We start from the raw sequence: 13,525 nt of genomic DNA on the forward strand, positions 1-13,525 counted from the left end.
AGCGAACAGTATGGCAGATCACCCGATTCAAGGTTTGATGAAGACTGCGATGGAAAACCTTAAGGAAATGATTGATGTCAATACGATAGTCGGCGACCCGGTAGAAACACCGGATGGGAGTATCATTTTGACTGTGTCGCGCGTCGGATTTGGTTTTGCTGCTGGAGGGAGCGAGTTTGATGCGGCTGCACAAGGTAAAGGTGAACAGACAGAGCTGCCTTTTGGAGGGGGAAGCGGAGGCGGCGTGTCCATCACCCCGATTGCCTTTCTCATTGTCGGTCATAAAGGCGTCAAGATGATCCATCTGGATGAACAAACCCATCTGTATGAAAAGCTGATAGAAGCAGCGCCGGCAGCAGTGGAAAAAATTCAAGAAATGCTCAAACAGAATCCGAAACAAAAAAAGCAGCAAAAATCGCAGCGATTCGATGATGAAACGATCTATTGACTAAAAGGCCGCCTATTGGTGGTTTTTTTAGTTTATAATCGGACTTTAATCCGCTATAATTTAGAGATAATGAGCTTGAACCGTCGAAAGCGAAAAGAGAGAAGGTTATATTTGAAACAGAAGATAAAGCTGCGGACGCAGATGACAGCATTGGTATTCATTGTCGTTATTCTGGCGGTCACGACGACATTCGTCATGATCGGAATCGAGACGAGTAATAATATCAAATCCCAGGAACGGGATCGAGTGCTGCAAACTGCTAAGCTGATAGCAGTCGATCCGGTCGTTGTAGCGGCAACAGACGAGCAGGATTCAGACACACTTCAGCAATTTACCAACCAGGCAATGGGGATCACGGATGCAGACTTTGTAGTGGTGATGAATATGGATAGCATCCGACTGAGCCACCCCGATCCGGATGAAATCGGAAAAGAATTTGCTGGAGGGGATGAAACTCCGGCGATACAGGGAAAAGAATTCGTATCGAAGGCAAAAGGGACGTTGGGATTAAGTTTGCGGGCATTTGCTCCTGTTTATAATGCTCAAGGAGAGCAAGTTGGGGTTGTTGCTGTCGGCATCACGATGAATGAGCTGAATGAGATCATTCGCAGCAACCGCATTCCATTGTATTTAGCCACTGTACTTAGTTTGCTTATCGGACTGATCGGTGCTGTTCTGCTTGCAAGGAAGATCAAACAAATCATGCATGGGATGGAGCCAGATGAAATTGCTGCGCTATTGAGTGAGCGGATCGCCATGCTTGAATCAATCAAAGATGGGATGTTGGCTGTTGATACCAAAGGAAAGATCCAGATGGTCAACAAAGAAGGGAAGAGACTGCTGGAAGAGATGGGGATCAAAGGCGAGCTGAAGAACCGCCATGTGGATGATGTGCTCCCAGTTACCAAGCTTCATCAAGTGATTGCTTGGAATAAACCGCTGATTGGCCGCCAAGTGGAGCATAATGGGTTGACACTGGTCATGAATGAAATTCCAATCCAAATCAAAGGAAAGACCGAAGGCGCAATCGCTACATTCCTTGACCGGACGGAATACAATCATCTCAACGAGAAGCTTACCGATACGATGCTGTATGCAGATGCTCTCCGGGCGCAGACACATGATTTCATGAACAAACTTCATGTAATCCTAGGTTTGCTGGAATTGGAGGATTATGATCAGTTGGAGCGCTATGTGAAAAATGTGGCCGGTAAGGAAAGATCAGCCACACTTGCAATGATCCATCAGCTGAAAAACCCTATCCTTGCTGGCTTCCTGCTTGGTAAGAAGAGCTATATGGCTGAAAACGGCGTCCAGCTCGAAGTAAGCTGTCGGGAAACAATACCGAATACATCGGAAAAAACGAATCAAATGCTGATTACCATTCTCGGCAATCTTATGAACAATGCTGTGGATGCTGTCGATCAGCAGCCTGAAAAGCGTGTCCAGCTTTCTATGAAATACACAGATGGGCTGCTCTATTTGGAGCTGACTGATACAGGAAAAGGAATCAGTGAAGAACGGCAAGAAAAAATTTTCAAGCAAGGCTATTCCACAAAAGGAAACGACCGAGGCTTCGGCCTGTACCAAGTGGAGGACTATGTGCAGAAGCTGGGTGGCTATCTCGTCTTGACAAGTGAGCCTGGTGAAGGAACCACCTTCAGCGTCCAGTTGCCGTATGATACACAGGAGGATGTAATGAATGATTAAAGTACTGATCGTGGAAGACGATCCGATGGTTAGCGAGTTAAACAAACGCTATGTCAAACAAATGAGTGGTTTCACTGCAGTCGGTGCGGCGCAGAATTATAAGGAAGCTCTTGAATTCATCCAGCAGAATGAAGTGGATCTTCTTCTTTTGGATGTATATATGAAAGGAAAGAATGGAATCGAATTGCTGAAGGAGATTCGGAAACGTGATCAACAAGTGGACGCTATCATCATTTCTGCTGCAAGTGAAAAACCGATGATCCGAGAAGCGCTGCAATACGGAGCGGTCGATTATTTGATCAAGCCGTTCGAATTCGATCGATTCCAGCACGCTTTAAGCGGTTATCGGAAGCGACAGCTCATTTTCAGCAACAAGGAAGAGATGACCCAGCAGGAATTGGATAGCCAACTGCTGCAGCTGCCGGAACAGGAACAGATGGTACAGCTCCCGAAAGGTCTTACAAGAAGCACCTTGAAAGTTGTGTGGAACAGCATCCTCACCTTCCGTTATAATTTCTTCACAACAGAGGATATAGCGAAGGAAACAGAAATGTCGCAAGTATCCGTCCGGAAATATCTGAAGTTCCTGGAAGATGTGCAGCTGCTCGAAGTGGAGATGCATTATGGCAGTATCGGGCGTCCGGTTTTCAAATACCGCGTCAATGCCAATACTTCCCACCACATCAGCCAGTACATTTAAAAAGAAGCCAATTAGGCTTCTTTTTTTGTTGGGGAGAAATAGCGCTTTACCTAAAAAATATAATATTTTTTAAATGATGGACACATGATGAATGAAAATGACGATAGATAAAAATCCTTATTTCCAACTGTCAGCGAAAGGCTTTAAACGGGCGTAATCGGGCATGTTACATTGCTCTGGAGCTAATGATATTAACACAAAATCACCGTCGTTTTTTTAATTACAAAAGTTACAATTCGTTTAGTTTAGTTAAAAAATAACACAATTAATTTTGGTTAAATTAGAATAGTCGTATCTACTTAGGGGGTGCATTATTCATGGAAATGAAATCGCATACAAGCGAAAATCTATCCAATAACCAAGAGCCAAAAGGCTTTAACAAAATCATGGAATGGAAAGTTGGTGTCATGCCGCTTCCGGTGTATATCGTATTAGCAATCATTGTTCTTATTGCTGCATATACCAACCAACTTCCTACCGACATGATCGGCGGCTTTGCTGTCATCATGGTACTGGGTGTGCTGCTAGGGGACATCGGTCAGCGCATTCCTTACTTCAACAGCATCGGGGGGCCGGCAATCCTGTCGTTATTCATTCCTTCCATGCTTGTGTTCTTTAACACATTGAGTTCGTCAACTTTGGAAGCTGTCGATCAGCTGATGACTTCAGACGGATCCAACTTCCTTTACTTCTACATCGCGTGTCTAGTTGTAGGTAGTATCCTTGGTATGAACCGGACAGTCCTTATCCAAGGATTCATCCGTATGTTCATTCCATTGGTCACTGGTACGATTGCTGCAGTTACTGTTGGTACTTTAGTCGGTATGCTGTTTGGCTATAGTGCCCATCATGCTTTCTTCTATATTGTTGTTCCAATCATCGCAGGCGGTATCGGGGAAGGTATCCTGCCGTTGTCTGCGGGTTATGCAGGAGTCTTGGGAGGAGGAGCTGGAGAGTATGTTTCCCAGCTTGTACCGGCCGCCATCATTGGTAACGTTTGTGCCATCATCATCGCTGGCTTGATGAAGAAACTTGGGGAAAAACGCCCGGATCTTGCGGGTCATGACAAACTGGTACGTTCAAACAAAGACGATAAAGTATTGGCAGCTGCCAAAGAAAATACGAACAAGGCAATTGACTTCAGCTTGATGGGAGCAGGTCTCCTTGTTGCGATGAGTTTGTTCGTTTTGGGACGAGTTGTTGAGCACTGGATTCAAGTCTTCGCTGGCTTTACATTGTCTGGTGCCATTATCATGATCATAGCTGCAACAATTATCAAATCCGGTAATTTGCTGCCTGAAAAGCTTCAAACTGGTGCACAGCAGCTGTACAAATTCGTTTCCACTGCTTTCACTTGGCCATTGATGGTCGGTCTTGGTGTCGTATTCATCCCGCTTGAGGATGTTGCGAGCGTCTTCACGATCGGCTTTGCCGTTACATGTATGTCTGTCGTGATTGCGATGGCAGCGACTGGCTACTTTGTAGGTAAATTGATGAAAATGTATCCTGTTGAAGCTTGTATCGTTACAGCATGTCACAGCGGACTTGGCGGAACAGGGGACGTTGCGATTCTATCTGCATCCGGCCGTATGGCGTTGATGCCTTTCGCGCAGATTTCCACTCGCCTTGGCGGTGCTGCCACTGTTATTGGTGCAACAGCATTGATGCACTTCTTTGGATGATCAGAAAGCTCAGCTTTGGCTGGGCTTTTTACATGCAGCAGTGCCTGTTCTCGCTTCTGTCCGCTGCATTTGATACAATAAGGCAGATGAGAGAAATGGGAGGAAAAGATACGTGGAACAAAAGAATGTCGAGAAGGTGTACCAAGCGCTTGACCAGATGGCCGAAGCATTGGAAACACGTGAAAACATACCATATCTTGATGCACTTGGTGCAGCAATGGAATATATATTGGATCGTGACATAGACGTCATCACGGAACAGCCATTATTGAAGCAGCAGCTGGAGAAACATGCGGCTGTATTTGATAAGCAGACATACAAAAAAGAAGAGATACGCAAAGGAATCCAGCTAGCTATCCTGAAAGGCATGAAAGGGGCAACGCAGCAGCAGCATATGCTGACACCCGATACTGTTGCCATGCTGATCGGTTATTTGACGAACAAGTTAGTCGGAAACAATGAAAATTTCCGCCTGTTCGATCCAGCGGTGGGGACGGGAAACTTGCTGACAGCGGTCCTAAACCAAGTGGAGCGGGAAGTCGAGGCTTATGGAAGTGATGTGGATCCGACTTTGATCCAGCTCGCTGTCATGAATGCCAATATGCAGGAAAGACAAATAGAGTTCTTCCATCAAGACAGCTTGCGCCCTTTCCTTCTGGAACCGGTCGATCTTGTCGTGAGTGACCTCCCGGTTGGTTATTATCCGGATGATATCCAAGCTGCGCAATTCGAATTGAAGGCTGATGAAGGTCATTCCTATTCACATCATTTGTTCATGGAACAAAGCCTGCATTATACGAAGGAAGGCGGTTATCTATTATTCGTCGTGCCGAACTTCCTGTTTGAAAGCGATCAATCCCGTTCGCTGCATACATTCTTGCAGGAGCATGCCCATATCGTCGGCATGCTGCAGCTGCCCCAGAGTATGTTCAAAAATGAAACGCAGGCGAAAAGTGTTTTGATCCTTCAGAAAAAGGGGACGCTAACTACGGCACCGAAGCAGGCGTTGCTAGTGCAGCTCCCTTCATTCAAAAATCCAAATGCGATGGCAAATGTCCTGAAACAAATCAATGAATGGTTCGAAAACGAGTTGTCTGATTTAAAAAACTAAAAAAATTAATGAAAACCAGAACAAGTCCTCGACATATCTTGCAATGAGCTTGTCGACACAGGTAAAATAGGGAAGTACGTAAAAGTTTACAAGGGGCTGAACATGTTGAGTAATATTTTAGCAATCAATGCTGGTAGTTCTTCATTGAAATTCCAGCTAATCCGCATGCCTGAAGAAGAGGTAAAGGCAGTGGGTCTCGTAGAACGCATCGGACTGAAGGATTCCATCTTCACTATCAAATTCAATGGTGAAAAAGATGAAACAACTAAAGATATTGAAAACCATGAAGAAGCAGTAAAAATGTTGCTTGAAAAGCTGACTTCCACAGGTGTCATTTCTTCTTTGGAAGAAATCGATGGCGTGGGTCACCGTGTCGTACACGGCGGAGAAAAATTCAGTGATTCTGTCCTTATCACGGATCAAGTGTTGGAAGAAATCGCGGAAGTATCCGAGCTTGCACCATTACACAACCCGGCAAACTTGACAGGAATCCGTGCATTCAAAGAAATTCTTCCAAATATTCCGTCTGTTGCGGTATTCGATACAGCTTTCCATCAAACGATGCCTCCGGAATCATATCTATACAGCTTGCCATATGAGTATTATGAAAAGTATGGTATTCGTAAATACGGTTTCCATGGCACAAGCCATAAATACGTATCCCAACGTGCTGCGGAATTGCTTGATCGTCCAGTCGAGCAGCTGCGTCTGATCTCCTGCCACCTTGGTAACGGAGCCAGCATCGCTGCAATCGAAGGCGGAAAATCCGTCGATACATCCATGGGCTTCACACCACTTGCTGGTGTAACGATGGGTACGCGTTCCGGTAATATCGACCCTGCACTGATTCCATTCATCATGCGTAAAACAGGCAAGACTGCGGATGAAGTATTGCATGTCTTGAACAAAGAAAGCGGAATGCTTGCGCTGTCTGGTTTCTCCAGTGACTTGCGTGATATTCAGGACAAAGCAGATGCGGGTGATGATCGTGCAGAACTTGCACTAGATGTATTCGCTGAGCGTATTCACAAATACCTTGGTTCTTATGCAGCGCGCATGAGCGGTGTAGATGCGATCATCTTCACAGCAGGCGTTGGTGAGAACAGCATCGCCGTACGTGAGCGAGTGCTTAAAGGGTTGGAATTCATGGGTGTATATTATGATCCATCCTTGAACAATGTACGCGGCAAAGAACAATTCTTGACTTATCCTCATTCTCCAGTGAAGGTAATTGTTATCCCGACAAATGAAGAAGTCATGATTGCAAGAGACACTGTTCGTTTATCTGAAGCGGTAACGAAATAATTTAGCAAATAAGCTGGTCCCGAGTTCGATGGGACTGGCTTTTTTTGCATTTTTCGCAGTTCGATCAGTGGTATACTGGGGACGAAAGTTAGTCCTGTTACTTATGAAATGGAGGAAAGCAGAATGAAGATTGGTGTACCGAAGGAAATCAAGAATAATGAAAACCGTGTTGCCATGGCACCGTCTGGCGTGACGCTCTTACATGAAGCGGGGCATGATGTATTCATCGAAACCGGGGCGGGTCTTGGCTCCGGATTTACGGATGAACAATACGAACAAGCAGGTGCAATAATTGTACAGACTGCCGCAGATGCATGGAGTAAGGAGATGGTCATGAAAGTTAAGGAGCCGCTTCCGGAGGAATATGATTATTTCTATGAAGGTCTCATCCTGTTCACATATCTGCACCTCGCGGCGGAGGGTTCCTTGACAAATGCATTGATTGAGAAGAAAGTTGTGGGGATCGCTTATGAAACCGTTCAGCTTGAAGATCGATCCTTGCCTCTTCTTACGCCGATGAGTGAGGTTGCCGGCCGTATGGCATCACAGATCGGTGCTCAATTCCTGGAGAAGCCGTACGGCGGAAGCGGAATCTTGATATCCGGTATACCGGGCGTTAAGCGGGGAAAGGTCACGATCATTGGCGGGGGTGTGGTCGGAACGAATGCAGCAAAAATAGCGGTTGGTCTCGGCGCGGATGTCACGATAGTCGACTTGAGTCCGCAGCGTCTGCGCGAGCTCGATGATTTATTCGGCAGCTCGATCAATACGGTTGTTTCCAATCCGCTGAATATTGCCGAAGCGGTCAAAGAATCGGATCTTGTCATCGGGGCTGTCCTCATACCGGGTGCCAAAGCGCCGAAGCTCGTTACCGAAGAGATGATTGCCAGTATGAAGCCGGGTTCTGTAGTTGTTGATGTCGCGATTGATCAGGGGGGGATATTTGCAACTACCGATAAAATCACGACCCATGATAACCCGACTTATATCAAGCATGAAGTGCTGCATTACGCTGTTGCCAACATGCCGGGTGCTGTTCCGCGCACCTCCACAATCGGTCTGACAAATGTGACAGTGCCTTATGCATTGCAGCTTGCGAATAAGGGATATAAGACAGCTTGTCTGGAAAATCCATCACTTTCAAAAGGGATCAATACGTTAGAGGGTTTTGTGACTTATGAAGCTGTAGCTGAAGCGCATAATCTGGCATATAAAGCAGCTGAAGAGCTGCTTCGAAGATGAAAAAATAGAGCATCTGCTTTTTTGCAGATGCTCGCTTTTGTACTACTCGATAATTTGTAATTCGCGCGGATAAGCCGTTAGCACATCCGGACCATTTTTCGTTAGGAAGATATCATCCTCGATCCGTACTCCGCCGACACCAGGTAAATAAATACCAGGTTCAATGGTATAGCACATACCTTCTTGCAACGGTTGGGCATTGTTGCTGGATAGGGAAGGGAATTCATGTACACCGATTCCCAAGCCATGTCCGACACGATGGGTGAAATATTCCCCGTAGCCCGCTTGTTCAATGTGACCACGAGCAGCTTTGTCGATCTCGGCGATGGCTGTTCCGGCTTGTGATGCTGCTGTAGCTTTCTCCAAGGCAATGCGCACCGTATCGTGGATATGCTGCTGATCGGCAGTTGCCTGCTTATAAGCGACAGTCCGGGTAATATCAGAGCAATAGCCTTCGAATACTACTCCCAAATCGAATAAAACAAGGTCTCCGGGCGCAATCTGTTTACTGTCTGGAGTTCCGTGCGGGGAAGCTGTTTTTGCCCCGGAAAGGACGGTGGTCGCAAATGACATGCTCGTCACGCCTTCTTGCTTCAATGCATATTCCAACTCCGCCACGATCTGCAGTTCGCTTTTTCCGGCAGCAATTGCCTCGATTCCTGTCTTCACACCAAAGTCTGCCAGGACAGCTGCTTGCTTCAGCAGATTATATTCCTTTTTGTCTTTGATGTTCCGCAATTTCTGCAAAAGTTCCGTTCCATTCGAAAACGTCGTATCGGGCAATATTTGCTGCAGCATTTCCAATCGGGTCACCGACATATGATCTTTTTCGATTCCCATGGATGCAGGGGTTCTGCCACGTTCTTTCAGATAAGCCTTAAATAGCTGCCAAACATCCTCATGATCGTGATATGTAAGCATTTCTTCTTTCCAACCTGCTTGAATGGCGTCTTCTTTCTCCATTGCCGGCAGGATGAGCAGCGGTGCATCCTTTTGATCTGCAAAGACGGCTACAAGTCGCTCATGAGGATCCGTATAATAGTTGCTCACATAATACACGTTTTCCATGGAGGTGATGAACACGCTGTCTGTTTGGTCGCCCTTTAACTGTTGCAATAATGTATCGATTCTGTGTTGCATGAATAAAACCTCCTTGTCTCCATTATAGCAAAAAACGTATTGCGTTTCTTCCGAATGCAACTGTGGTACACTAAATGCGAAAAAACGAAAAAGGGGCTGGGGACTTGAAAATCTCATTCCACGGACAGGCTGTCGTACAGATTGTTACCGAAAAGCATACGATATTGATCGATCCATTCATTACCGGAAATGGTACATGTGATTTGAATGCAGATGAAGTTGATCCAGACGTCATTCTCCTGACCCATGGTCATAACGATCATGTTGGAGACACCGTTTCGATTGCAAAACGGACTGGTGCACTGGTTGTGGCGCCGAACGAATTGGCAGTTTATCTTGGGAACCAGGGATTGAAAACCCACCCGATGGGTATCGGCGGTGCACATGCATTTGAATTCGGACGCGTGAAACTGACACAGGCGTTCCACAGCAGTGCTATAACGGACGAAAACGGCAACACACACTATATGGGGATGCCGACCGGAATCCTGTTTACTGCAGAGGGCAAAACGATCTACCATGCGGGTGACACAGGCTTATTCTCTGATATGAAACTGATCGGGGATACGAACTCTATCGATGTGGCATTGCTCCCGATAGGGGATAATTTCACAATGGGACCAGAAGATGCGCTGATTGCCGCTGAGTGGGTCAAGGCAAAGAAAGTCATTCCGATCCATTACAATACGTTCCCGCTGATTGAGCAGGATGGTGCGGCATTTGCCGAAAATGTAAAACCTGGCCAAGGTATTCATTTGGAACCTGGCCAATCCATTACAATCTAAAGAAAACAGCACCCAATGAAAAGGGTGCTGTTTTCTTATCTGTTATAGTAAGTGGATGGAATCTATCGCCCCAAATTTGCTAGACGAGCAGCTATTTTTCTTCTGAAATTGAAACCTGCACTTAAAAACTGTACAATAACAATAGAAAATTAAAGACTAGTACAGATGAGAGCATGGTGAAGGAATGTCGACAAAACATGACCAGATAATTAAATATATTGAGAACCTTCCTGTTGGCGGGAAGATATCCGTACGAGCAATCGCCAAGGAATTGAATGTTAGTGAAGGAACGGCATACCGCGCCATCAAGGAAGCGGAGAATAAAGGACTTGTCAGTACGATTGAACGTGTCGGGACAGTAAGAATCGAGACAAAGATCAAAGATAATTTTGACCGGCTTTCTTTCGCTGAAATCATCGGTATCGTAGACGGACAAGTGCTTGGAGGCAGGGATGGCCTGCATAAGACGCTGAATAAATTCGTTATCGGTGCGATGGAGCTTGACGCCATGATGCGCTATACCCAAAAAGATGCACTGCTGATCGTGGGAAACCGGATTGAAGCACATGAACTGGCCATCAAAGAAGGTGCGGCTGTGCTTATTACCGGCGGATTTGACACAGATGACCGGATCAAGCGGCTGGCAGATGAAAAGGAATTGCCTGTCATATCGACGAGCTATGATACATTTACGGTAGCGGAACTGATCAACCGGGCCATTTACGATCAGATGATCAAGAAAGAAATCATCGTTGTGGAAGATATATACACGCCATTGCAGCATACATATTATTTGCAGGAAACCGATACGCTTGAAAAATGGTATCAATTCAACGAAGAAACGACACATACTCGTTACCCAGTGACCAATAGCATGGATAGAGTGACGGGGATGGTCACATCGAAGGATATCATCAACAAGGACAGACAGCTTTCGGTTGTGAAAGCGATGACCAAGAATCCGCTCACGGTCCAAAAACATACTACACTTGCTTATGCGGCACACATGATGGTTTGGGAAGGCATCGAGATCATTCCTGTCGTGGATCAGCAGCATAAACTGCATGGCTTGATTTCGAGACAGGATGTCTTAAAAGCGCTTCAGCAAATCCAGCTTCAGCCGCAAATAGGCGAAACGATCGAGGATTTGGTGATTAGGGAAATTGATCAACTGGATGATGAGGCGTCGGACATCATGTTCCAAGGAAAAGTGACACCACAGATGACGAACCAGCTGGGCAGTCTATCCACCGGGGTCCTGACAACGTTCGTCACCGAAGCGAGCCGGCGGTTTGTCCGGAAGATGAAAAAGGGGGATATGGTAGTGGATAACATATCCGTCTATTTTCTGCGACCTATTCAGCTGGATAGTACAATATTGATCAAGCCTCGCATTCTGGAGGTGGGGCGGAAGCTGGCAAAAATGGATGTGGAAGTGTATAGTAACAAGAAAACACTAGTTGCAAAGGCGCTGCTCATGGCACAGCTATTGGATCGCTGAGCATGTATGGAGGGGATATGATGCACGATAGAATCCTGGAAAGAATCAAGGCTTATGACACAATCATCATTCAGCGGCACGTCCGGCCGGATCCAGATGCATACGGATCCCAAGTAGGCTTGAGTGAAATCATCAAAGCATCTTTTCCTGATAAGCAGGTGTGGGTTGTGGGGGATGAGGATCCTTCTTTGACTTTTTTGGCGGAAATGGATACGGTCTCCGATTACGTGTTTGAAGAAGCGCTGGTCATTATCTGTGATGCCGCCAATCAGCCTCGTATATCGGATCAGAGATATAAAATTGCCAAAGAAATCATCAAAATCGATCATCATCCGGAAGTGGACCGCTATGGGGATATCCAGTGGGTTGTCCCGACAGCCAGTTCCACAAGTGAAATGATATATGAGCTATATGCTTCCCATCCAGAACTGGAGCTGACAACCCGGGGTGCGATGCTTTTGTATGCGGGTATTGTCGGTGACACGGGACGCTTTTTATTCCCTTCGACAAGTGAGAAGACATTTCATTATGCAGGCGAATTGATCAAGTATCCATTCGACCGAACGGTATTATATGAAAAGCTATATGCATCCCGGCAAGATGTTGCCAGGCTGCAAGGTTATATTTTGCAGAACTTTACTTTGCACGAAACCGGTGTCTGTGCAATCCGGCTCACAAAAGATATCCTAACAACCTATCGGGTGACTTCTTTGGAGACGAGTCAGCTTGTCGGAACGATTGCCAATATTGAAGGTGTCAAAGCCTGGCTCTTTTTCGTGGAAGAAGAAGAACAAATACGGGTGCGTGTCCGCTCGAAAGGACCTGTGATCAATGGTTTGGCCGGTAAATATAATGGCGGGGGCCATGTGTTTGCTTCCGGTGCTACCGTTTACAGCTGGGATGAAGCTGCCAGGCTTGAACGGGATTTACAGGAAATCTGCCGCCATTTTGAAGCGAATTAAGTATCCGTCTCCACTGTCACTGTCAAGTAGAGGATCTCTGATATGATCAGCTGCTTGACAGCGACCTTATACCGGAAATTATCCAACTCATAAACTTTATTCTCAATTGCACCGAGCAGTAATGGGGTGCTTTGCACGGCGCCGTTTACACTGCGGCCAATCATATGCCGTGCCTCTTCCTTGATCGCTTCCTTCAGTTCATGCTCGATCAATTTGTCCAGCTCCAGGCTTTCATCCGTTTCGATATTGACGGTGATTTCATCGATTATCAGCCCTTCCTGCTGCAGTTCATTCATTTCTTCATTATTATCCTTCAATACTTCGATGTCACGTTCCAGGTCATGTATTGTGCCTTCCATTTCCACTTTCTCCTTCACCCATTCTTCATAAAGGGTACCGTACATGAATAAATACACAAAATAAGAAATGATACCGCCTAGGAAAAAGCCAACCAAAAACCGCTGCCAGCCACTTTGCTTATAAATCGGCGGAATTCGCATCAGGAGATATCCTCCTGGATGAACCAGCCGATGATCAATAATGCCGTTTTAACGCCTCCCATCGCAGCGACAATGATCAGGATCTGTTTGATGACGTCAAAGGTTGCCCCCTGATAAATCCCTTTCTCAAAATTGCTGATAGCATCGAATGTACCGCCGATCGCTGCGATGATTGCCCAGATTCGAATACCGTTGGAAATGCGTTTGATGGCAGTCAGCGGCGGCTCGCCAGTAGCAAAAGCGCCGATGCTGCCTATGAAACAGCCGCCGATCATAACGCCAAGTGCGATGAAATAACAATGCATCATTGAAATGATTACGCGTTCTTCCATGCGGAAACTCCTTTTTTTGTTCTTTTTCTTACCCTATGGTGTTAGCGGACAAGTTATGTTAGTCATTTCAATGTATGCCGGAATTCGTATATAATGAAGAGAGTGTA

Annotated in this window: 13 protein-coding genes; 10 read left to right on the forward strand and 3 right to left on the reverse strand. The window is 46.0% G+C overall.

All coding sequences use genetic code 11. The features are described from left to right. Window positions 1-10: 10 nt before the first annotated feature. From ytfJ to ald, 7 genes are all read left to right on the forward strand, one after another. Complete coding sequence (ytfJ, locus tag BLQ53_RS15290) at window positions 11-448, forward strand: GerW family sporulation protein (protein WP_093728180.1); 438 nt, start codon at window positions 11-13, stop codon at window positions 446-448. Between the two features lie 111 nt (window positions 449-559). Continuing rightward, window positions 560-2,158, forward strand: coding sequence for a DcuS/MalK family sensor histidine kinase (dcuS, locus tag BLQ53_RS15295; RefSeq protein ID WP_212733373.1), 1,599 nt, complete (start codon window positions 560-562; stop codon window positions 2,156-2,158). Then, a complete protein-coding gene (locus BLQ53_RS15300) occupies window positions 2,151-2,858 on the forward strand; it encodes a response regulator (protein ID WP_093728181.1) in 708 nt (235 codons plus the stop codon). Before dcuS ends, BLQ53_RS15300 begins: the two co-directional genes overlap by 8 nt. A 317-nt stretch (window positions 2,859-3,175) precedes the next feature. Next, window positions 3,176-4,540, forward strand: a complete 1,365-nt coding sequence (locus BLQ53_RS15305) for a 2-hydroxycarboxylate transporter family protein (RefSeq protein ID WP_244499364.1) — start codon at window positions 3,176-3,178, stop codon at window positions 4,538-4,540. Between the two features lie 112 nt (window positions 4,541-4,652). Continuing rightward, window positions 4,653-5,651, forward strand: a complete 999-nt coding sequence (locus BLQ53_RS15310; protein WP_093728182.1) for a class I SAM-dependent methyltransferase — start codon at window positions 4,653-4,655, stop codon at window positions 5,649-5,651. 105 nt (window positions 5,652-5,756) lie between these two features. Then, a complete protein-coding gene (locus tag BLQ53_RS15315; protein ID WP_093728263.1) occupies window positions 5,757-6,956 on the forward strand; it encodes an acetate kinase in 1,200 nt (399 codons plus the stop codon). A gap of 123 nt (window positions 6,957-7,079) precedes the next feature. After that, window positions 7,080-8,198 (forward strand): alanine dehydrogenase, encoded by a 1,119-nt coding sequence (gene ald, locus BLQ53_RS15320; RefSeq protein ID WP_093728183.1) that lies wholly within the window; start codon window positions 7,080-7,082, stop codon window positions 8,196-8,198. Between the two features lie 42 nt (window positions 8,199-8,240). Here ald and BLQ53_RS15325 read toward each other — a convergent pair whose 3' ends face one another. Next, window positions 8,241-9,338 (reverse strand): M24 family metallopeptidase, encoded by a 1,098-nt coding sequence (locus BLQ53_RS15325; protein WP_093728184.1) that lies wholly within the window; start codon window positions 9,336-9,338, stop codon window positions 8,241-8,243. A gap of 104 nt (window positions 9,339-9,442) precedes the next feature. Here BLQ53_RS15325 and BLQ53_RS15330 point away from each other — a divergent pair, with 104 nt between their 5' ends. The 3 genes from BLQ53_RS15330 to BLQ53_RS15340 all read left to right on the forward strand — a co-directional run bounded on the left by BLQ53_RS15330 (window position 9,443) and on the right by BLQ53_RS15340 (window position 12,586). Then, a complete protein-coding gene (locus tag BLQ53_RS15330; RefSeq protein WP_093728185.1) occupies window positions 9,443-10,123 on the forward strand; it encodes a metal-dependent hydrolase in 681 nt (226 codons plus the stop codon). Window positions 10,124-10,307: 184 nt separating this feature from the next. Continuing rightward, window positions 10,308-11,624 carry a DRTGG domain-containing protein gene (locus tag BLQ53_RS15335; protein ID WP_093728186.1) on the forward strand — a complete coding sequence of 439 codons (1,317 nt, stop codon included), beginning with the start codon at window positions 10,308-10,310 and terminating at the stop codon, window positions 11,622-11,624. Window positions 11,625-11,644: 20 nt separating this feature from the next. Further along, window positions 11,645-12,586: a DHH family phosphoesterase gene (locus tag BLQ53_RS15340; RefSeq protein ID WP_093728187.1), complete on the forward strand. Its 942-nt coding sequence runs from the start codon at window positions 11,645-11,647 to the stop codon at window positions 12,584-12,586. Here the strand turns inward: BLQ53_RS15340 and ytrI are convergent. Both ytrI and ytrH read right to left on the reverse strand, forming a co-directional pair. Further along, the gene (gene ytrI / locus BLQ53_RS15345; RefSeq protein WP_093728188.1) at window positions 12,583-13,086 is read right to left on the reverse strand and encodes a sporulation membrane protein YtrI; all 504 of its coding nucleotides are present in this window, start codon (window positions 13,084-13,086) and stop codon (window positions 12,583-12,585) included. The genes BLQ53_RS15340 and ytrI overlap by 4 nt on opposite strands. Beyond that, entirely contained in the window at window positions 13,086-13,418 is a 333-nt protein-coding gene (gene ytrH / locus BLQ53_RS15350; protein ID WP_093728189.1) for a sporulation membrane protein YtrH, read from the reverse strand. Before ytrH ends, ytrI begins: the two co-directional genes overlap by 1 nt. Between the last annotated feature and the right edge of the window lie 107 nt (window positions 13,419-13,525).

This window comes from Terribacillus halophilus (genome assembly GCF_900101385.1).
GTDB lineage: Bacteria > Bacillota > Bacilli > Bacillales > Amphibacillaceae > Terribacillus > Terribacillus halophilus.

What these genes read in the sequence shown, in the direction of transcription:
- ytfJ (WP_093728180.1), top strand. Translation starts at nt 11, where the DNA reads ATGGCAGATCACCCGATTCAAGGTTTGATGAAGACTGCGATGGAAAAC.
- BLQ53_RS15300 (WP_093728181.1), top strand. Translation starts at nt 2,151, where the DNA reads ATGATTAAAGTACTGATCGTGGAAGACGATCCGATGGTTAGCGAGTTA.
- BLQ53_RS15305 (WP_244499364.1), top strand. Translation starts at nt 3,176, where the DNA reads ATGGAAATGAAATCGCATACAAGCGAAAATCTATCCAATAACCAAGAG.
- ald (WP_093728183.1), top strand. Translation starts at nt 7,080, where the DNA reads ATGAAGATTGGTGTACCGAAGGAAATCAAGAATAATGAAAACCGTGTT.
- BLQ53_RS15325 (WP_093728184.1), bottom strand. Translation starts at nt 9,338, where the DNA reads ATGCAACACAGAATCGATACATTATTGCAACAGTTAAAGGGCGACCAA.
- BLQ53_RS15335 (WP_093728186.1), top strand. Translation starts at nt 10,308, where the DNA reads ATGTCGACAAAACATGACCAGATAATTAAATATATTGAGAACCTTCCT.
- BLQ53_RS15340 (WP_093728187.1), top strand. Translation starts at nt 11,645, where the DNA reads ATGCACGATAGAATCCTGGAAAGAATCAAGGCTTATGACACAATCATC.
- ytrI (WP_093728188.1), bottom strand. Translation starts at nt 13,086, where the DNA reads ATGCGAATTCCGCCGATTTATAAGCAAAGTGGCTGGCAGCGGTTTTTG.
- ytrH (WP_093728189.1), bottom strand. Translation starts at nt 13,418, where the DNA reads ATGGAAGAACGCGTAATCATTTCAATGATGCATTGTTATTTCATCGCA.